The 18,313-nt window shown below is 72.2% G+C and carries 16 protein-coding genes and 1 pseudogene; 8 read left to right on the forward strand and 9 right to left on the reverse strand.

What is annotated here, in order from left to right; genetic code table 11:
• Window positions 1–210: 210 nt before the first annotated feature.
• Entirely contained in the window at window positions 211–1,602 is a 1,392-nt protein-coding gene (locus DT019_RS24550) for an NAD(P)/FAD-dependent oxidoreductase (protein WP_114039060.1), read from the reverse strand.
• 192 nt (window positions 1,603–1,794) lie between these two features.
• On the opposite strand from DT019_RS24550, the gene DT019_RS24555 reads away from it, so the two are divergent.
• Entirely contained in the window at window positions 1,795–2,520 is a 726-nt protein-coding gene (locus tag DT019_RS24555; RefSeq protein ID WP_114039061.1) for a DsbA family protein, read from the forward strand.
• Here the strand turns inward: DT019_RS24555 and DT019_RS24560 are convergent.
• The gene (locus DT019_RS24560) at window positions 2,517–3,275 is read right to left on the reverse strand and encodes a rhomboid-like protein (RefSeq protein WP_411292727.1); all 759 of its coding nucleotides are present in this window, start codon (window positions 3,273–3,275) and stop codon (window positions 2,517–2,519) included. The genes DT019_RS24555 and DT019_RS24560 overlap by 4 nt on opposite strands.
• Window positions 3,276–3,593: 318 nt before the next feature.
• Here DT019_RS24560 and DT019_RS24565 point away from each other — a divergent pair, with 318 nt between their 5' ends.
• Window positions 3,594–4,073 carry a GNAT family N-acetyltransferase gene (locus tag DT019_RS24565; protein WP_114039062.1) on the forward strand — a complete coding sequence of 160 codons (480 nt, stop codon included), beginning with the start codon at window positions 3,594–3,596 and terminating at the stop codon, window positions 4,071–4,073.
• A gap of 14 nt (window positions 4,074–4,087) precedes the next feature.
• Here the strand turns inward: DT019_RS24565 and DT019_RS24570 are convergent.
• Window positions 4,088–5,332, reverse strand: a pseudogene (locus DT019_RS24570) (NAD(P)-binding protein); the annotation flags it as partial.
• Between the two features lie 148 nt (window positions 5,333–5,480).
• Here DT019_RS24570 and DT019_RS24575 point away from each other — a divergent pair.
• Window positions 5,481–6,164, forward strand: a complete 684-nt coding sequence (locus tag DT019_RS24575; protein ID WP_114039191.1) for a pentapeptide repeat-containing protein — start codon at window positions 5,481–5,483, stop codon at window positions 6,162–6,164.
• Window positions 6,165–6,188: 24 nt separating this feature from the next.
• Here the strand turns inward: DT019_RS24575 and DT019_RS24580 are convergent, their stop codons facing one another.
• The 3 genes from DT019_RS24580 to DT019_RS24590 all read right to left on the reverse strand — a co-directional run bounded on the left by DT019_RS24580 (window position 6,189) and on the right by DT019_RS24590 (window position 8,963).
• Window positions 6,189–6,689, reverse strand: a complete 501-nt coding sequence (locus DT019_RS24580) for a hypothetical protein (protein WP_114039064.1) — start codon at window positions 6,687–6,689, stop codon at window positions 6,189–6,191.
• Window positions 6,690–7,113: 424 nt separating this feature from the next.
• On the reverse strand, window positions 7,114–7,740 hold the full coding sequence (locus DT019_RS24585) for a response regulator (protein ID WP_114039065.1): 627 nt from the start codon (window positions 7,738–7,740) through the stop codon (window positions 7,114–7,116).
• Window positions 7,737–8,963: a sensor histidine kinase gene (locus tag DT019_RS24590; protein WP_114039066.1), complete on the reverse strand. Its 1,227-nt coding sequence runs from the start codon at window positions 8,961–8,963 to the stop codon at window positions 7,737–7,739. The genes DT019_RS24585 and DT019_RS24590 overlap by 4 nt, the downstream gene beginning before the upstream one ends.
• Before the next feature lie 228 nt (window positions 8,964–9,191).
• On the opposite strand from DT019_RS24590, the gene DT019_RS24595 reads away from it, so the two are divergent.
• Entirely contained in the window at window positions 9,192–9,737 is a 546-nt protein-coding gene (locus tag DT019_RS24595; RefSeq protein WP_114039192.1) for a GlcG/HbpS family heme-binding protein, read from the forward strand.
• 95 nt (window positions 9,738–9,832) lie between these two features.
• Entirely contained in the window at window positions 9,833–11,275 is a 1,443-nt protein-coding gene (locus tag DT019_RS24600) for a M1 family metallopeptidase (RefSeq protein WP_114039067.1), read from the forward strand.
• 50 nt (window positions 11,276–11,325) lie between these two features.
• Here the strand turns inward: DT019_RS24600 and DT019_RS24605 are convergent, their stop codons facing one another.
• Both DT019_RS24605 and DT019_RS24610 read right to left on the reverse strand, forming a co-directional pair.
• Window positions 11,326–12,828, reverse strand: coding sequence for a M4 family metallopeptidase (locus tag DT019_RS24605; protein WP_114039068.1), 1,503 nt, complete (start codon window positions 12,826–12,828; stop codon window positions 11,326–11,328).
• Between the two features lie 275 nt (window positions 12,829–13,103).
• The gene (locus DT019_RS24610; RefSeq protein WP_114039069.1) at window positions 13,104–13,679 is read right to left on the reverse strand and encodes a TerD family protein; all 576 of its coding nucleotides are present in this window, start codon (window positions 13,677–13,679) and stop codon (window positions 13,104–13,106) included.
• A 283-nt stretch (window positions 13,680–13,962) separates the two neighbouring features.
• Here DT019_RS24610 and arfB point away from each other — a divergent pair, with 283 nt between their 5' ends.
• Complete coding sequence (arfB, locus tag DT019_RS24615; protein ID WP_114039070.1) at window positions 13,963–14,397, forward strand: alternative ribosome rescue aminoacyl-tRNA hydrolase ArfB; 435 nt, start codon at window positions 13,963–13,965, stop codon at window positions 14,395–14,397.
• Between the two features lie 262 nt (window positions 14,398–14,659).
• Here arfB and DT019_RS24620 read toward each other — a convergent pair whose 3' ends face one another.
• Window positions 14,660–15,226 carry a flavin reductase family protein gene (locus DT019_RS24620; RefSeq protein WP_114039071.1) on the reverse strand — a complete coding sequence of 189 codons (567 nt, stop codon included), beginning with the start codon at window positions 15,224–15,226 and terminating at the stop codon, window positions 14,660–14,662.
• A 330-nt stretch (window positions 15,227–15,556) separates the two neighbouring features.
• On the opposite strand from DT019_RS24620, the gene cdgB reads away from it, so the two are divergent.
• Together cdgB and DT019_RS24630 are read left to right on the forward strand one after the other, a co-directional pair.
• A complete protein-coding gene (gene cdgB / locus DT019_RS24625) occupies window positions 15,557–17,230 on the forward strand; it encodes a diguanylate cyclase CdgB (protein ID WP_114039072.1) in 1,674 nt (557 codons plus the stop codon).
• 110 nt (window positions 17,231–17,340) lie between these two features.
• Window positions 17,341–18,306, forward strand: coding sequence for a CBM35 domain-containing protein (locus DT019_RS24630; RefSeq protein WP_114039073.1), 966 nt, complete (start codon window positions 17,341–17,343; stop codon window positions 18,304–18,306).
• Window positions 18,307–18,313 lie beyond the last annotated feature (7 nt).

Here is an 18,313-nt window from a genome sequence, read left to right on the forward strand (position 1 = left end):
GAACTGCGCGAGCGGCCACGCACGGTGGGTGGATGAAGGCGGGTTTTGGGGGCGCGGGGAACTGCGCGCCAAGCCACGCACGGTGGGTGGATGAAAGCGGGTTTTGGGGGCGCGGGGAAGTGCGCGAGCAAGTGGGCACGGTCCGCGGATCGAAGGGGGTTGAAGGGGCGCGGGGAACTGCGCACGGGGCCGCTCTGACGCCGGGCTGGGTCAGTTGCGGGACGCGATACGGTTGGCCAGGGTGGCCAGGCGGGACGTCGCGGGGCCGTGGCCGACCAGTTCCTGGCGGTCCGCCACGCGATACGCCGCGTACATCCCCCGCACCCCCACCCACCGCAACGGCTCCGGCTCCCACATCCGCACCTTGTGGTTGACCCACGGCAGCGTCGTCAGCTCGGTGGCGCCCGCCTGGCCCGAGTCCTCCTGGATCAGGTCCCGCAGCGTACGCGCCGCGAGGTTCGCCGTGGCCACGCCCGAGCCGACGTAACCGCCCGCCCAGCCGAGCCCCGTCGTGCGGTCCAGGGTGACCGAGGCGCACCAGTCGCGCGGCACGCCGAGCACACCCGACCAGGCGTGGCTGATCCGGACCCCGGCCAGCTGGGGGAAGAAGCGGACGAGGATCTCCCGCAGCGCCTCGACCGTCGCCGGCTGCGTACGGCCGTCGTTGTCGGTGCGCGAGCCGAAGCGGTACGGCACGCCCCTGCCGCCCAGCGCGATGCGGTCGTCGGCGGTGCGCTGCGCATACATGTACGCGTGCGCCATGTCGCCCAGCGTCTCGCGGCCCGCCCAGCCGATCGCCTCCCACACCTCGGGACCGAGCGGCTCCGTGGCGATCATGGAGGAGTTCATGGGCAGCCAGGCCCGCCGCTGCCCCTTGAGCGAGGCGGTGAACCCCTCCGTGCACCGCAGGACGTACGGCGCGCGGACCGTTCCGTACGGCGTGACCGCGTGCCGGGGGCGGATCTCGGTGACCGGTGTCGACTCGTACACGGTGACGCCCAGCGCCTCGACCGCGCTCGCCAGCCCCTTGAGTAGTTTCACCGGGTGGACGCGCGCACCGTGCGGGGTCCAGGTCGAGCCGACCGCCCCGCTGACCCGGACGCGCCCGGCGGTCTCGCGCGCGCCGAGCAGCTCGCGGTCCTTCTCGCCGAAGGCGACCTCCGCCGCGTGAAAGGCCTTGAGCCGCCCCAACTGGGCCGGGGTGTAAGCGACTTCGAGTACGCCACCCTGGTGGATGTCCGCGTCGATCGACTCCGCCCCGGCGACCCGCACCACCTCGCCCACGGTGTCGTTCATCGCCCGCTGGAGGCGCACCGCGCTGTCCTGGCCGTGCAGCTTCGCGTACCGGTCGCGGCCCGCGATGCCGTTGTACAGCCAGCCGCCGTTGCGGCCGGACGCGCCGTAGCCGCAGAACCGGGACTCCAGGACGGTGATGTTGAGGAAGGGGGCCGCCTTCTTCAGGTAGTACGCCGTCCACAGGCCGGTGTATCCGCCGCCGACGATCACCACGTCGGCGGTGGCGTCGCCGGACAGCGGCTCGCGGGGCACGGGTATGCCGTCGGTCGCGTACCAGAAGGAGATTCCGCCGTTGATCGCGCTCATGGGGCTTGTTCGTACACCCGCTCCGGCGGCCTGTCCAGCTTCGGAATCCGCAGGTGGGCGGGGTCGTTGCGGAATCCGTGGGACCAATGGCGGCGTGGGGCGGGACCTTTGGCGGCCGGGACGGCGCGGCGGGGTGTTTAGTGTCGAAGGTCAGGCTTTTTGCACTGTTTTGGGCCGGAGGGTTGGTTTTTCATGGGCGTACGCACTTTCCGTCGTGCCGCCGTCGCGGCGGTGGCGGCCACGGCCCTCGGCCTCTCGGCGGCCGCCTGCTCCTCGGACTCCGGTTCGGGCGCGTCCTCGCAGGCAGAGCTCGCCGTGAAGACCTCGCCGGACGCCGCCACGCTCGCGAAGCTCCCCGCGAAGGTCGAGGGTGCGGAAATCGTCGTGGGCGATCCGGCCGCGCCCCATACCGTGACGGTGTACGAGGACCCGCGCTGCCCCTTCTGCAAGCACTTCGAGGAGGGCGGCGCGACGGCGGTCGCCAAGCTCGCCGCCGAGGGCAAGGTCAAGATCCGCTACACGATCGCCTCGTTCCTGGACGCCAACTTCGGCGGTGACAGCTCCAAGCGAGCCGTGAACGCCATGCGCGCCTCGGTCGAGCGGGGCAAGTTCGCGGAGTTCCACGCGGCCGTGTTCGCCAGTCAGCCGCCGAAGGAGACGGACGACGCCTTCACCGCCGACAACCTCCTCAAGATCGCCGACAAGGTGCCGGGCCTGCGCGGGGCCGCCTTCGACAAGGCGGTACGGGAGAACACGTACAAGGACTTCGTGAAGGCGGCGGAGGGGGCTTTCGAGGACTCGGGCGTCAACGGCAGCCCCGTGGTCCTGATCGACGGGAAGAAGCCGGCCGGCGACGGGCGGGCGATCTTCGACGCGGACGCGTTCAAGAAGGTGCTGGCCCAGGCGGGCATCTCCTAGCCGGACCCCTCGCCCGCCGCCCGGGGCGCGCTCGCCCGCCGCGCCGCCGTACGCAGCGTGTCGACCGGGTTCCAGGGCGGCCCGCCCCGGCCACGGGTCAGCGGGTAGCAGGCGAGGCCGATGAGGACGGACGCGAAGTGGCCCAGGTCGGTGAAGGTGCGGCCGTCGAGGAGCGGGGCGGTGTACAGGACGAGGACCACGGCGAGGTAGAGGTAGCGGTACGGGCGGGCGATCCGGTAGGTGAGCACCGCGACCACCCCGGCCAGGGCGTAACTGACGCCCACGTCGAGGGTGTTGACCGCCGCGTGGGGTGCGTAGTCGTGCCGGATCGCCCACAGCAGCGCGCCCTCGCTGATGAACGTGGCCGCCACGTGCGTACCGAAGGCGACCACCAGCCAGCGCAGGGTGCCGAGCCAGCGCTCGGCCTGGGCGTGGAAGACGCTGTAGAGCACGGCGTACGGGAGCCAGCCTCCGCCGTCGATCCAGAAGGCGCTCGCGATCAGCACCCGGCGGGGGTTGGTCGACAGCGCGTGAATGTTGGTGGAGCGCTGCCGCAGGAAGTCCGCCTCGAACTCCGGGGACATGTGGTGCAGGGCGATCGTCGTGACGAACAGGGCGGCGAGCCAGAGGTAGGTGCCGGGGGAGCGGCGGACGTACCGCCGCGCTCGGCGGGCCAGGCGGGTGGCCCGCCGCGGGCCTGGGTGCGTCTTCGTATGCCGGTCGGTGGGGGTGCCGGGTCGCCCGCCGAGACCCACTTCGGGCCTTTCCGCTGGCCCTTCCTCGGGTCGTCCGCCGGGTCGTCCTTCGGGTGGGAATCGCCGCATGGATCGATTCACGCATGGGGGGTGGGGCGGGTGGGGGAGCGACATTCGGCCCGGCGGGGTGAGGGGACGGGGCGGGTCGCCCCGCGCCCCCGTGCCGTCTTCGGTCTGCGGGCCGTGGATGGTTGCTCGCGCAGTTCCCCGCGCCCCTGAACCCCCTCCGATCTGCGGACCGTGCCCGCTTGCTCGCGGGGTTCCTCGCGGTCCTGAAATCCTTGGGGGGTGGGGCGGGGTGGGATCTACTCTTCCGGCATGATTCGTAACGCCACAGCTGCCGACATTCCCGTGATCCACCAGATGGTCCGCGAACTCGCCGACTACGAGAAGTGCCTCGACGAGGCCCGCGCCACCGAGGAGCAGCTTCGTGAGGCGCTCTTCGGTGAGCGCCCGGCCGCCTTCGCGCACATCGCGGAGGACGGGGCGGGCGAGCCGGTGGGGTTCTCGATCTGGTTCCTGAACTTCTCCACGTGGCGCGGGGTGCACGGCATCTACCTGGAGGACCTGTACGTACGACCCGAGGCCCGGGGCGGCGGCCACGGCCGGGCCCTCCTGGCCGAGCTGGCCCGCATCTGCGTGGCCCGGGGGTACGAGCGGCTCGAATGGTCGGTCCTGAACTGGAACACCCCGTCGATCGCCTTCTACGAGTCGCTGGGGGCGCGGCCGCAGGACGAGTGGACCGTTTACCGGCTCACGGACGAGGCGCTGGTGACCCTCGGCGGCGCGGGGGACTAGGCGCGTACCGCTCCTCAACCGCCTTGGGCGCTCGCCTCGTTGGCGCGGCGGGACAGGCGCAGGGCCCGCAGGGCCAGGGACGCGGCTTCCATTCCGCTGTTGAACGCCACCTCCGAGAGGATGCCGGGGGCAGCCACCTGGTCGCCCGCCAGGTACACGCCGTGGCCCCGGTCGATCGCGGGGCGGTCGCGCCAGGTGGTGCCGGGTGGGTCGACCGCGCCGGTGCGGCCCGTCGCCAGGGCCTCGCGGCGCCAGGTGGTGCGCTCGCGCCACGCCGGGAACCCGGCGTCCAGGAGGCGCTCGGCACGGGTGATGCCGTCGGCCTTCGACTCGTGCGGGGCGATGGGGAAGTGGCCCTGGAAGAGCTGCTCGCCGGCCGGGGCGAGAGCCGGGTCGTGGCCGGTGAAGCGTTCCAGCCAGCCGGGTCCGTCCAGGTCGGCGACGACGAACGGGTCGCCCCGGCGTGCGGCGAGGGCCAGGTCGAGCAGGACGGTGCGACCACTGGGCCAGCTCAGGGTCTCGTCGCCGAGGAGGCGGCGGGCCGCGTCCAGGGAGGTCGCCACCACCACCGGCCCCTCGACGGTGGGGAGTTCGCCGACGCGGGCGTCCGTCTCGATGCGTACACCGAGGTCCCACGCGCGGGACGCCATCCGCTCGATGAGCGCGCCCCAGCCGCCGACCGGGTAGTGCGCCTCGGGCGGCAGGGCCGCCGCCCGGTGCAGCCGCTCCTGCACGAAGCGGGCGGAGAGCGAGCCGGGATCGTGGTGGAAGAGCGCGACGGCGACGTAGTACGCGGCCGCACGGGCACCCCGCGCGCCGACCTGCCGGGTGGCCCAGGTGGTGAAGTCGTCGTTCACCGGGGCGAGTTCGGGTGCCGTGCGGGCCAGGCGCGGCAGGGTGAGGGGCGGGATGCGGTGCAGGGTTCCGTGCCGGTGGAAGCGGAACCGCAGGGCCTCCGCCGGTCGTACCGCCGAGACCGGGCCGAGCAGTCCGCGCTGCTTGAGCCAGGCCCAGTGCGGGCCGCCGCTGTAGAGGGCGTGCGGTCCCTCGTTGGTGCGGTAGGGGGCGGCGGCGGTGCGGGCCCGGCCGCCCAGGTCGGCGTGCGCCTCGTACAGCGTGACGGTGGCGCCGGACTCGGCGGCGGTGATCGCGGCGGTCAGTCCGGCGAAGCCGCCGCCCACGACCGTGATCCGGCCCGCGTCGCGCGGCCCCCTCCTCGTCCCCGTGCCTGCCTCTGTCCCCATCCCTGTCTCCCTTCGCGCGGTGCGGCGGGCGTGCCGCGGTCACGGAAACAGGACGGAGCGGGGTCCGCGAATGTGACATGTCCTGAGCGCGAATTTACGGAGTGGGGGCTTCCCCGGCTTCCGAGCAGGGGTGATTGTCAGTGCCATGGTCCAGCATGGGGACATGGCAGCGGCACGGAGTGCGAAGAAGACGGCGGCTACGGCGGGTGCCCGCAGGACGGAGGTGCGACTGCCGCCACTGGCGCCGTTCGGCGCGGGTGAGCTGGAGCCGGAGGGCGATTATGACGGGCTGGAGTTCAGGGACCTCGACCTGGCGGGACAGCAGGCGCACAGCGCGCGCTTCCTCGACTGCGGGATCTACGGCTGCGGTCTGGACGATACGCGGCTGACGGGAGCCCGCTTCATCGACTCGGTCCTGTCCGGGGTGCGCGGTGTGGGTACGGACCTGGCGCGGGCGAACCTGCGGGACGTGGAGGTGCGCGACGTCCGGATGGGCGGGGTGCAGCTGCACGGGGCGATGCTGGAGCGTGTGCTGATCAAGGGCGGGAAGATCGACTACCTGAACCTGCGGGAGGCCGAGCTGCGTGACGTCGTCTTCGACGGCTGCGTGCTGTCCGAGCCCGACTTCGGCGGGGCCACGCTGACGCGGGTGGAGTTCCGGGGCTGCGAGCTGCGCCGGGCCGACTTCACGGGGGCCCGGATGAAGGACGTCGACCTGCGCGGGGCCACCCTGCTCGACATCGCGCGCGGGGTGGAACGGCTCGCGGGTGCGGTCATCAGCCCGTCCCAACTCCTCGACCTGGCACCGGCGTTCGCGGCCCAGGTGGGGGTGCGGGTGGAGGCGTGATGCTCTGCCGTGCTCGGGGGGCGGTCAGGGGAGCCGGGGGAAGCGGGCCTGGAGGTCCCAGACGATCGGGTTGTCGCCGAGGTCCTCGTGCAGGTCGGTGAGGTCGGCGATCAGGTCGTGCAGGAAGTCCCTTGTCTCGCGCCGGAGTTCGGCGTGCGAGAAGGTGAGGGGCGCCTCCTCGGCGGGCATCCAGTCGGCCTCCACGTCCACCCAGCCGAAGCGGCGCTCGAAGAGCATGCGGTCGCTCGACTCGGTGAAGTCGATCTCGGCGTACTGGGGGCGGGCGGCGCGCGAGCCGAGGGGGTCCTCGTCGAGGCGCTCGACGGTGTCGCACAGGGCCCAGGCGAAGTCGAGCACCGGCACCCATCCCCAGGCTGTGGACACCTCGCGGTCCGCCTTGGTGTCGGCGAGGTAGACGTCTCCGCAGAACAGGTCGTGGCGCAGGGTGTAGACGTCCGCGCGGCTGTAGTCGATCCGGGTGGGGTCGGGGAAGCGGCGGGATAGGGAGTAGCCGATGTCGAGCACGGGTCGATGGTGTCACGCCGGGAGCGCACCCCCCTCCGGGGGCCTCCGCCCCCGGGCCCGCCCGTCCCTTTGCGGGGCGGGCGTCGTCCGCGCTGGCCCCCCTGCGAGGGCGGGGCTGTCCGCGCTGGCCCCCTGCGGGGTCTGGGCGGGGCTGTGCCCCGGGCCGCTTGCGGGTCTGATGTCCCCTGCGGGCCGTGCGTGGCCGCTCGCGCAGTTCCTCGCGCCCCTGAGCCCGCCTTCGTCCGCCGACCGTGCGTGGCTGGTCGCGCAGTTCCTCGCGCCCCTGTAGGGGGGCCAGCATCGGCATCCTCAGCCCGTCCGGCGATTGAGGACGAGCGCCGTTCAGGCGCGAGCGGGGTCTGGGGCGGAGCCCCGGGAGTCGTCCTCAGCCCACTCGCAGGAATCGGGCCGAGCCCACCCGCCCTCACGGCAGAAGGCGCCGTTCCTTGGCGACGGACACCGCCCCCGCCCGCGTGTCAACGCCCAGCTTTTCGTAGATGCGCCCCAGATGCGTCTTCACCGTGGCCTCGCTGATGAACAGCGCACGGGCGATGTCCCGGTTGCCCAGACCGTTGGCCAGCTGCGCCAGGATGTCGAGTTCGCGGGGCGTGAGGGTGGGGCGGGCGGCGCCGCGCAGCTGGTTCATCACGCGGCTGGCCACCGGCGCGGACAGCGTGGTGCGGCCCTCGGCGGCGGCCCGGATCGCGGCGAAGAGCTCCTCGGGGCGTTCGGCCTTGAGGAGGTAGCCCGTCGCGCCGGCGGCGATGGCCCGGGTGATGTCGGCATCGGTGTCGTACGTCGTCAGGACGAGGACGCGCACCCCGGTCGCGGAGATGCGGCGGGTGGCCTCGACGCCGTCGATGCCGGGCCCCAGCTGGAGGTCCATGAGCACGACGTCCGGCTTCAGCTTGGCCGCCGCGGCCACGGCCTCCTCGCCGCTGCCCGCCTCCCCGGCCACCTCGATGTCCGGCTCGCTGCCGAGGAGGGCGAGCAGCCCGGCGCGCACCACGGCGTGGTCGTCGCAGAGCAGAATCCGTACGGGGTCGGTCATGGCCGGGGCTCCAGGGGGATCGCGGCGGACAGGACGGTGCCTTCGCCGGGCGCCGACTCGACGGTGAGGCTCCCGCCGAGCTGCCGCACCCGCGCGTACATCGCGGGCAGCCCGTGCCCCCGCACCCCGGCGCCTCGCCCCGTCGCGTCCGCCCCCTCGCCCGGGGTCAAGCCCCGGCCGTCGTCCGCGATGTCCAGGACCACCTGGTCGCCCAGGTAGGTGAGGGTGAGGGCCGCTGTCGTCGCGGACGCGTGTTCGCGGACGTTCGCCAGGGCGCCCTGGGCGATGCGCAGCAGGGCGGAGCCGACGCGGTCGGGCAGGGGAGTGGTCGGGGCGCCGTCGATGTGGCAGCGAACCTCGAACGCCCCGGACTCCGCCGACTCCCGCGCGGCCAGCGCGCGCAGGGCCGCGTCCAGGCCGCCGCCCTCCGCGAGCTCCGCGGGGGCCAGGTCGTGCACGAACCGGCGGGCCTCGGCGAGGTTGCGCTCGGCGATGGACTCGGCGGTACGGACATGGCGGCGCGCCGCGTCGGGGTCGGCGGCCCACACCCGGTCGGCCGCCTGGAGCAGCATCTGCTGACTGGACAGGCCCTGGGCGAGGGTGTCGTGGATCTCCATGGAGAGCCGCTGCCGTTCCGCGAGCGTGCCCTCGCGGCGTTCGGTGGCCGCGAGTTCGCGCCGGGTGCGCAGCAGGTCGTCGATCAACTCCCGCTGCTGGTCGGTCAGTTCCCGCTGGCGGTCGGACTGGCGCTGCATCTGGACGAAGACGGCGGTCGCGATGGCGGCCACGGCGGGCGGCGCGAGGACGAGGTTCGGGTCGAAGCCGTTGTGCGACAGCTCGACCTGCGCCGTCACCACGAACGCGGTCAGCACCCCGACGAGCACCAGCGCCGCGCGGGGACGCAGGGTGCGCAGCCCGGTGTAGAACAGCGGCACCGCGCACCACGCGAAGCTCGGCGCGAGCACGACGAGGACCATCCAGGTGGCCACGACCCCGGCGAGCCAGCCGAGGCGGCGCGGGGTCGGCCGCGAGCCCAGCGCGGGGCCGAGCACGTAGAGCAGGGCCAGCGTGGCCGACAGCGCGATGATCCAGGGGGTGCGGGCCTCCCCGGGATGGCGGATCAGGAACCGCGCGAGCGAGGCGCCGAGCAGCAGGAAGAACGCCGCGTGCATCACCACGGGCAGCCACCGCTCGGTGCCCCGCGGGTCCGCACCGTCCTTCATCCGCTTCCTCCCTGCGCCTCTCACCTGCGCGTACGTACTCATCGTGACCCGATGCGGCCACCCCCGCATCAACCGATCGGCTGACGGGAGGGTCGGCCGTACCGCGCGCCGTGAGCAGCCGGTACGCCGACGGGATCGGGGCGCGTCCGCCCGGAGGATCGAAGCATGAACCTCACCACGAAGAACCCGGACCTCTCCACGGACCACGCGAAGGGTGCGAAGCGCACGATGAACAAGAAGCTCGCCCTCGCGCTCACCGGCCTCGCGGTCGCCGCCGCCGGAACCTTCGGCGTCGTCTCCGCCAACGCCGCCACCCCGGCCGCCCCCGCCGCCCCGGCCGCGAGCGGCGCCGCCGTCGGCGACCGGGACCTGACCACCACCACCCACCTCACCGTCGGCGCCGCCACCAAGGCCGCCCAGGCCGCGCTCGACGCCGCCGCGAAGGAGAACCAGAAGGTGTCGGTCGCCGTCGTCGACCGCGACGGCAACACCCTCGTCACGCTGCGCGGCGACGGCGCCGGGCCGCAGTCCCCCGAGTCGGCCGTGCGCAAGGCGTACACCGCGGTCTCCTGGAACGCGCCCACCTCGGAGCTGGCCAAGCGCCTCGCGCAGGCCCCGAACCTCAAGGACATCCCCGGCACCCTGTTCCTGGCGGGCGGCGCCCCCGTCACGGCGAAGGGCGCCCCGGTCGCGGGTGTCGGCGTGGCCGGTGCCCCGAGCGGCGACCTCGACGAGAAGTTCGCCCGGGCGGGCCTCGCGGCCCTCAACAAGTAACCCGGGCACCAGCGGTCACGGGGCCCGGCCGCGAAGCGCCGCGAAGAGTACGGACACAGGTAGCGGGCCCCCGCGCCGCCCGTAGGATCACAGGCGTGGACTCAGGAACGGAGAGGCGGGCGGCGCCGCAGCGGCGCGGGGCGCACCGTGCCCGCCTCGTCTCCGTCGCGCTGCTCACCGCCCTCGCCGTCATCTCGTGCAGCGGGGGCGTGACCGGCACCCCGGGCTCCTCCGGCGCGCACGACCGGCTCTTCCCCAAGCTCGGCAACGACGGCTACGACGTCCAGCACTACAGCCTGGACCTCGACTACGACCCGGCGACCGGCCACCTGGTGGGCGCGGCCACGATCGTGGCGCGGGCCACCAAGGACCTCAGCGCCTTCGACCTCGACTTCGCCGGGATGGACGTGCGGGACGCGACCGTCGACGGCCGGCCCGCCGCCGTCAACCGGGCCGGGGACGAGCTGACCCTGCGCCCCCGGGAGGACCTCGGCAAGGGTGCGACGTTCACGGCGGTCGTGCGCTACTCGGGTAGCCCGAAGACCCTCACGGACGCCGACGGCTCCCAGGAGGGCTGGCTGAGGTCGCCCGGCGGGGGCGTGCTCGCGCTGGGGGAGCCGACGGGTTCGATGGCGTGGTTCCCCTCCAACAACCACCCGAGCGCCAAGGCCACGTACGACATCAAGGTGACCGTGCCCGACGGTCTGCAGGCCGTGTCCAACGGCGAGTTGGCGTCCAAGGTGAGCAACGGCGGCCGCACCTCGTTCAGTTGGCGGGTCAAGGAGCCGATGGCCACCTATCTCGCGACCGTGGCGATCGGGCCGTACGAGATCGACGACAAGGGGACGACCAAGTCCGGCATCCCGCTCTACAGCGCTGTCGACCCGGGGGTGCGCCAGCAGGCCGCCGCGGTGGTGGCGCGGATCCCGGACATCCTGGAGTGGGAGGAGAAGAGGTTCGGGCCGTATCCGTTCTCCTCGGCGGGTGTGATCGTGGCGCCGGAGAAGGCCTCGGGCTACGCCCTGGAGACGCAGAACCGGCCGGTGATGCCGCTGGACCACTTCGACACCAGCACCCTCGTGCACGAGCTGGCCCACCAGTGGTTCGGCGATTCCGTCACCCCGGCGGCGTGGCGCGACATGTGGCTGAACGAGGGGTTCGCGCAGTACTCGGAGTGGCTCTGGAGCGAGGACCACGGCGGCGCGACGGCGCAGCAGCACTTCGACGAGGAGTACGCCAAGGGCGAGGGCGACGAGATCTGGGCCTTCCCGCCGGCCGATCCGCCGACGGCCGCCGACGTGTCGGGCCGTCCGGTGTACGTGCGCGGCGCCATGGTCGTCCACAAGATCCGCGGGATTCTCGGGGACCAGAAGTTCTACGCGCTGCTTCAGGCCTGGACGCGCGCGCACCGGCACGCCAACGCCTCCACCACGGACTTCACCCGCTTCGCCGACGAGCAGGCCGGCGAAGCGGGCGGGAAGCTCTCGGCGGTGTGGGACACCTGGCTCCACGGGGACGGGAAGCCCGACTCCCCGTAGAACCAGGCGGGTCGACCGCCGGTCGTTCGTCTACGTCGCGATGGTGACGGTCACTTCACGTTGATGGCGGTCCAGGCGGCCGCCACCGTCTTGTACTCGGTGCTGGTCGCGCCGTACAGGTCGGCCGCCGCCTTCAGGGTCGTGGTGCGCGCGCCCTTGTAGTTGGTGGTCGAGGTCATGTAGGTGGAGAGCGCCTTGTACCAGATCTTGTACGCCTTGACCCGGCCGATTCCGGTGACCTTGGAGCCGTCGTACGTGGGGGAGTTGTAGTTCACCCCGTTGATCGTCTTCGCGCCGCTGCCCTCGGACAGCAGGTAGAAGAAGTGGTTGGCGGGGCCGGACGAGTAGTGCACGTCCTTGTTGCCGACCGAGCTCGACCAGTAGTCGGCGGAGTTGCCGTCCTTGCTCGGCTTGTCCATGTAGCGCAGCGGCGTGCCGTTGCCGTTGATGTCGATCTTCTCGCCGATGAGGTAGTCGCCCTTGTCGGAGGCGTTGTTGGCGAAGAACTCGACCGACGTGCCGAAGATGTCGCTGGTCGCCTCGTTGAGGCCGCCGGACTCCCCGCTGTAGTTCAGCTTGGCGGTGGCGGCGGTCAGGCCGTGGCTCATCTCGTGCCCGGCCACGTCGAGCGCGGTGAGCGGCTTCTTGTTGCCCGCGCCGTCGCCGTACGTCATGCAGAAGCAGCTGTCGTCCCAGAACGCGTTGACGTACGCGTTGCCGTAGTGGACCCGCGAGTAGGCGGCCTTGCCGTTGCCCGCGATGCCGTTGCGGCCGAGCTCGGTCTTGTAGAAGTCCCAGGTCTCGGCGGCGCCGTAGTGGGCGTCGACGGCGGCGGTCTCGCGGTTGGACGGCAGGCCGTTGCCCCACGTGTCGGTGGACTTCGTGAAGAGCGTGCCGGTGCCGGAGCTGCCGCCCTTCAGGTCGTACGTCTTGTGACCGCCGCGCGCGGCGTCGGTGAGGCTGTAGGTCGAGCCGCTCTTGGTGGTGCCGAGGGTGACCTGGCCGGAGTACTCGCTGGTGCCGATGCCGGTCTCGATCTCCTCGTGGGAGTAGAGCTCGGCGCCGGTGGTGGCGTCGGTGACGATGTCGCGGCGGCTCGGGGTGCCGTCCGGCTGGGTGCCGGTGACGGTGCGCTCGTAGGCCAGGACGGGCTTGCCGGAGGCGGCCCAGACGACCTTGCGGGAGCCGGTGGGGGCGGCCTTGAGCGAGGTCGTGGTGGCGACGGCTATCTTCGCGTCGGTCGCCTTGTCGACGCCCTTGAGGGCGCCGTCCTTCGCGGTGTGCACGACGAGGTCGCCACCGAGGACGGGCAGGCCGTTGAAGGTGCGCTCGTAGCGGGTGTGGACCGTGTCGTCGGCGTCCTTGAGCACATCGCGGACGACGAGCTGCTCGCCGGAGCCGAGCCCGATCTGGCGGGCGGTGGCGGGCGCGGCGGTCTGGGCCGCGCTCAGGGCGGCGGCGCGCTGGGGGGTGCTGAGGTCAAGCGCGGTGGCACCGGCGGCGCGGTCGGTGGCACCGGCGGTCGAGCCGGCCTGGACGCCGACGACGACCATGGCGGCGGATGCAGCAAGAGCGGCGGCACGCAGAGTGGTTCGCACTCGGTGGTCTCCTTCACTCGTTCTGTGGGGGCGAGTTGGAGACTGCCAGCAGATGACCACTTCTTGACAGTGACCCGACAAGCATTTGGCTTGATCGTGTCCGAAACGGGGTCCCTGGTGTCCGCTGAGCGACTAATTCAAGCCGCGCATGGGGGAGTTGATGCCCCCGGTACGACTGAGGTGCCCCCGGTGTTCACACCGGGGGCACCTCGGACACGTCAGGGGCGGTGTCAGACGTTGACGCCGAAGTCCTGCGCGATGCCGACCAGGCCCGAGGCGTACCCCTGGCCCACGGCGCGGAACTTCCACTCGGCGCCGTTGCGGTACAGCTCGCCGAAGACCATCGCGGTCTCGGTCGCGGCGTCCTCGCTCAGGTCGTAGCGGGCGATCTCGGCACCGCCGGCCTGGTTGACGATGCGGATGTAGGCGTTCCGCACCTGGCCGAAGTTCTGCGAGCGGGCCTCGGCGTCGTAGATGGAGACCGGGAAGACGATCTTGTCGACATCGGCGGGCAGGCCCGCGAGGTTGACCTTGATCGACTCGTCGTCGCCCTCGCCCTGGCCGGTGGTGTTGTCACCGGTGTGGACGATGGTCTGGTCCGGCGTCGACTTGTTGTTGAAGAAGACGAAGTGCCCGTCGGAGTACACCTTGCCCGCCGCGTTCACCGCGATGGCCGAGGCGTCGAGGTCGAAGTCGGCTCCGGTGGTGGTGCGGACGTCCCAGCCGAGGCCGACCGTGACGGCGGTCAGGCCCGGGGCCTCCTTGGTGAGCGATACGTTGCCGCCCTTGGACAGGCTTACAGCCATGGGATGTCCCCTCATCGTGTTCATCGTGGTGTGCGGGCTCCGAGCCGTCCCGAAGCTGCCGTCACTCCCCATAACGTCGGTGGGGGACCGCGAGGTTCCAATCCGCTTTGCCTTCTTTGCCAAGAGCCCGACAAGAGCCCGGCACGAGGCCGGGGGGCCCGGCCGGAGCGCGGCAGGGCGCCCGCACGAGCCCGGCCGGGACCCGCCGCGGAGTGCGGAGGCGGGAGCGGGCGAGGCGGGAGCCCGGGAAAAGCGGGTGACGCGGTGCTGGGGAGGAGTCACCATGGATGTCATGTCCGGGCCCTACCTCATCCGCGGCTCCGTCTCCCTCCCGGAGGCCGAGCTGATCTGGCGTTTCTCCAGGTCGTCAGGGCCCGGCGGCCAGCACGTCAACACCAGCGACTCCCAGGTGGAGCTCCGCTTCGACCTCGCGCGGACCGAGTCGCTGCCGGAGGTCTGGAAGGCCCGCGCGCTGGAGCGGCTCGCGAGCCGCCTGGTGGGCGGCGTCATCTCCGTACGCGCCTCGGAGCACCGCTCGCAGTGGCGCAACCGCGAGACCGCGGCGGTCCGGCTCGCGTCCCTGCTGGCCGAGGCCACCGCCCCGCCGCCCAAGCCGCGCCGCGCCACGAAGATCCCGCGCGGCATCAACGAGCGGCGTCTGCGCGAGAAGAAGCAGCGTGCCCAGACGAAGAAGGGCCGCTCCGGCCGCGACTGGTGACGTCGCGGCGGGCGCGGCCCGCGTTCCTCCGGGCGCCCGGCCCGGCCGCCCGGGGCAACTCCCGTGGCGGCCGGACGGGTCGGAGCGGGGGAGCGGCTCAGAACGGACGGCCGTGTCACAGACCGGAACGGATCGGTTCAGCCCGGAAAAGCCGTTCTGCGGACCGGTTTTGGCGCAACCGGCCGACGCCAGCGGTCCCGGCTCCGGACCACGTCAGGCGACACCGGATGCCGTCGGGCGTCTCCGCAGGCGGTGCCGCCGGTCACCCCAACCGCCGGTAGCGGCCCCGGAAGTACGTCAGCGGGCCGCCCTCCGCGCTCGGCAGGTTCGCCGTCAGGACGTGGCCGATCGCCAGCGTGTGGTCACCCGCCTCCACGCGCTGTTCGGTACGGCACTCCAGCGTCGCCAGCGCGCCGCCGACCAGGGGTGCGCCACTGGCCTCGCCCCTGCTGTACGGGATGTCCTCGAACAGGAGGCGGTCGCTGATCCGGCCCTTCATCGCGAACCGGCCCGCGATGTGCCGCTGGCTCTCGGACAGCACGGAGACCGCCCACAGCGGCTGCTCCGCGAGCAGGTCGTCCATCCGCGACCCGTTGCGCAGCGAGACCAGGACGAGGGGCGGGTCGAGGGAGACCGACATGAAGGCCGTCGCGGTCATGCCCACGTCCTCGCCGCGGGGGCCGTCGTCGCTGTCGTGCGCGGTCACCAGGACCACGCCCGCGGCCAGCCGGGACATCGCGGCGCGGAACTCGTCATTGCTCACCCCCACAGGATGAGGGGTTCCGGGGGAGAGTGCGGAAAGGGCGGCGGTAAGGGGTGTCTGCAACACAAACGGAACGCTAGTCTCCTGCCACCGCGGACCGCATCGGGCCCGGGGACCAGCCGGGACCTAGGTCTCGCGGCCGACGCGTGACAGGCCGCCGTGGCGCCCCCGCCGTTCCCAGCCCGTTCTCAGTTTGCGTTCAGGAAAGGTAGGGGGCAAAGACGGAAAGAACGGCCAACCCCCCATCATCTGCTGTGACTTGAGTCACAGAAGGCACTATTTGTTGACCCTGTGTACCGGCTAGACAGCTCGCTGTGATTCAGTGGCGGGGACCGTGCAAAAGGAAGGCCGATCTGAAGCCAGGAGTTGCTGTCGAGGTCTCGGGGAGAGCGAGCAATGGAGACCGAGTCGGAGCCCTACGTCCGTCTTGCGACCCTGCGGCAGCTGCACCAAGTGGTCGGGGAACTCAATACGGCCCGCAGCCTCGCGGACACGTTGCAGACCGTCGCGGACGGTGTCATCGCCGGACTCGGCTACGAGCTGGCCTGCGTCAATCTCGTACGCCCCGACGGTGACCTGGTCGTCGCCGCCTTCGCCGGCAACGCCGCGGCGGAGGCCCTGATCACCGGCCGGGTCGGATCCCGCAGCTCCTGGGAGCGGCGCCTGGCGATGGGCGAGGACTGGGACGGGCTGCGCTTCATCCCGCACACCGAGGGCTGGGTGCTCCTGGAGGACGACGTGCCCCAGTGGTACACGGAGGGCCCCGATCCCCGGTTCGCGGACGAGTGGCACCCGCAGGACCGCCTCTACGCCCCGATGTACACCTCGGGCGGCACCCAGGAACTCCTGGGCGTCATCTCCGTCGACAAGCCCCGCAACGGCCGCAAGCCCGGCGCCTGGGGGCGCGAAGCGCTCCAGATGTATGCATCGCAGGCCGCGATTGCGATCAGCAACGCCCGGCTCCGCGCAAACATGCAGCGCGCCCTGGTCCGCCTGGAGCGCGAGCAGCAGGCGCTGCGCGCCAGCGAGGAGAGCTTCCGCCAGGCCTTCGAGTACGCGCCCTCCGGCATGGCCATCGCCGAGATGGGCGGCGACCAGCACGGACGCCTGCTGCGGACGAACGACGCCCTGTGCCGGCTGCTCGGCCGCCCCGCCTCCGTCATGCGGCGCTACTCCTTCGCGGACCTGGTGCACCCCGAGGACATAGGGACACTCCTGCGGACCTCCGCCGAGGGCGGCCGGGCGGAGCTGCGGCTCGGGCGGCGCGACGGCACCTACGTCTGGGTGTCGCTGCGCAACTCCGTGGTCGCCGACACCGCCGACGGACCCCGCTTCCTGCTCACCCACGTCGAGGACATCGAGGACCGCAAGCGGCACGAGCTCCAGCTCGCCCACCGCGCCTCCCACGACGCCCTCACCGGCCTGCCCAACAGCGCCGAGCTGCGCGCGAGACTGTCGGCGCGGCTCTGTCCCCGGCCGCACTCGGTCGGCCCGGCGAGTGCGGTCGAGGCCCTCGACGCGGCCTACGGCAGGCCCCCGGGCGCGGGGGAGTCCGAGGCGCACGGGCACGCCTTCCGCGCCGACGGCTTCGACTTCGATGCGGTGCCCGGCGGCGGCCCCTACGACCACCATGTCCACACCGTGGCCCCCGACAGTGAGATCGACGACGGCACGAAGGGGCTCGCGGTGCTCTTCTGCGACCTCGACGGCTTCAAGTCGATCAACGACAGGTTCGGCCACCACACCGGCGACGCGGTCCTCATCGAGGTCGCGCGGCGGCTCACCACGGGCGTGCGCGACGGCGACACCGTGGCCCGGCTCGGCGGTGACGAGTTCGTCGTCCTCGCGGACGGGCTCGGCGCCGCGGACGCCGCCGACCTGGCGGTTCGGCTGCGCAACGCGATCATCCCGCCCATCCGGGTGGACGGCCGGGCGGTCCGCGTCGGCGCCAGTTTCGGCATCGGCTGGGCCAGCTGCGGGATGTCCGTCGAAGAGGTCCTGCGCTCCGCCGACCAGCGGATGTACATCGAGAAGCGGTCGCGCTCCAAGGTCCACCGCCGCGCGGGCTGAGCGGATTGGGGTCTGGATCACGTGTGGCCAGGGCCAGACCGGGCAGTGGTCCGTTCGGGGTAGGCTCGGCCGGTCGGCGACGGCTGGCGGACAGTGAGGAGTGACCCCGGATGACGACGCCCGGCAACAACGGCGCGAACACCCCCGAGGACGACGATCCGTTCGGCTACCTGTACGAGGACGGGCAGGCGTCAGGCGCCACGCCGCCCCGCACCGGTGGCGGCTACGGCTACCCGGGTCCGACGGTGGGGCACCAGCAGCCCGGAGTCCCGAGGACGTCGTACAACCAGGTGCGCACGGTCGGTGAGCGCCAGTACGGACAGATCCCGCAGCAGCAGTACCAGGGACCTCCCCAGCAGCAGTACGGGCAGCCGACCGCGCAGTACGCGGCGCCCGAGACCTACCCCGGCGGCGCCCCGCCCCGGCAGGGACCGCCCCCGCAGCAGAACGGCGGCGGTGGCCGCGGCCCCAACACCAAGGGGCTCCTGATCGGCGCGGTCGCGGTGGTCGCGGCCGTCGTCATCGGCATCGCCGTGGCGCTCGCCAGCAACAGCGGCGACAAGGACAAGAAGGACAACACCGCCAACCCGGGCGCGACCACCTCCGGCCAGCCGACGCAGCCGAGCACCAACCCGTCGCCGTCGGCCTCCGCCCCGGCCAGCCTGCCCAAGGACGACGCGGCGACGCTCACCCTGGGCGGCTCCGCGCAGGTCGGCACCAACGTGCCGGGCGCGCAGGGCACCGGCGGCGCGTTCGTCGGCAACTTCAACAGCGTGGGCGCCTCGGTCACCTGGAAGCCGAACGTCCCCAAGGCCGGCTCGTACAAGCTGAACCTGCGCTTCGGCATCCCGGGCACGGACGCGAACGCGACGATAACGATCAACGGCAAGCCCGAGAGCCGGCCCATGAACATGAAGAACTTCGCCCACTCCCCGGCGGGCGACTGGGCCAAGGGCTGGCAGAGCACCTACGCGCTTGTGCAGCTCGACAAGGGCGCCAACGAGATCAAGCTGTCCTGCGAGCAGGGCAACCAGTGCAACGCCAACCTCGACCAGGTCTGGCTGACCCCCGCCTAGACCGCCC

It is taken from the genome of Streptomyces sp. SDr-06 (assembly GCF_003324565.1).
Classification (GTDB): Bacteria; Actinomycetota; Actinomycetes; order Streptomycetales; family Streptomycetaceae; genus Streptomyces.

Bases quoted from the DNA above. Each gene is read 5' to 3' on its own strand.
- DT019_RS24595 (WP_114039192.1), top strand. From the start codon at position 9,192: ATGAACAAGAAGCTCGCCCTCGCGCTCACCGGCCTCGCGGTCGCCGCC.
- DT019_RS24555 (WP_114039061.1), top strand. From the start codon at position 1,795: ATGGGCGTACGCACTTTCCGTCGTGCCGCCGTCGCGGCGGTGGCGGCC.
- DT019_RS24605 (WP_114039068.1), bottom strand. From the start codon at position 12,828: ATGGTCGTCGTCGGCGTCCAGGCCGGCTCGACCGCCGGTGCCACCGAC.
- DT019_RS24585 (WP_114039065.1), bottom strand. From the start codon at position 7,740: ATGACCGACCCCGTACGGATTCTGCTCTGCGACGACCACGCCGTGGTG.
- cdgB (WP_114039072.1), top strand. From the start codon at position 15,557: ATGGAGACCGAGTCGGAGCCCTACGTCCGTCTTGCGACCCTGCGGCAG.
- DT019_RS24590 (WP_114039066.1), bottom strand. From the start codon at position 8,963: ATGAAGGACGGTGCGGACCCGCGGGGCACCGAGCGGTGGCTGCCCGTG.
- DT019_RS24550 (WP_114039060.1), bottom strand. From the start codon at position 1,602: ATGAGCGCGATCAACGGCGGAATCTCCTTCTGGTACGCGACCGACGGC.
- DT019_RS24575 (WP_114039191.1), top strand. From the start codon at position 5,481: ATGGCAGCGGCACGGAGTGCGAAGAAGACGGCGGCTACGGCGGGTGCC.
- DT019_RS24610 (WP_114039069.1), bottom strand. From the start codon at position 13,679: ATGGCTGTAAGCCTGTCCAAGGGCGGCAACGTATCGCTCACCAAGGAG.
- DT019_RS24630 (WP_114039073.1), top strand. From the start codon at position 17,341: ATGACGACGCCCGGCAACAACGGCGCGAACACCCCCGAGGACGACGAT.
- DT019_RS24565 (WP_114039062.1), top strand. From the start codon at position 3,594: ATGATTCGTAACGCCACAGCTGCCGACATTCCCGTGATCCACCAGATG.
- arfB (WP_114039070.1), top strand. From the start codon at position 13,963: ATGGATGTCATGTCCGGGCCCTACCTCATCCGCGGCTCCGTCTCCCTC.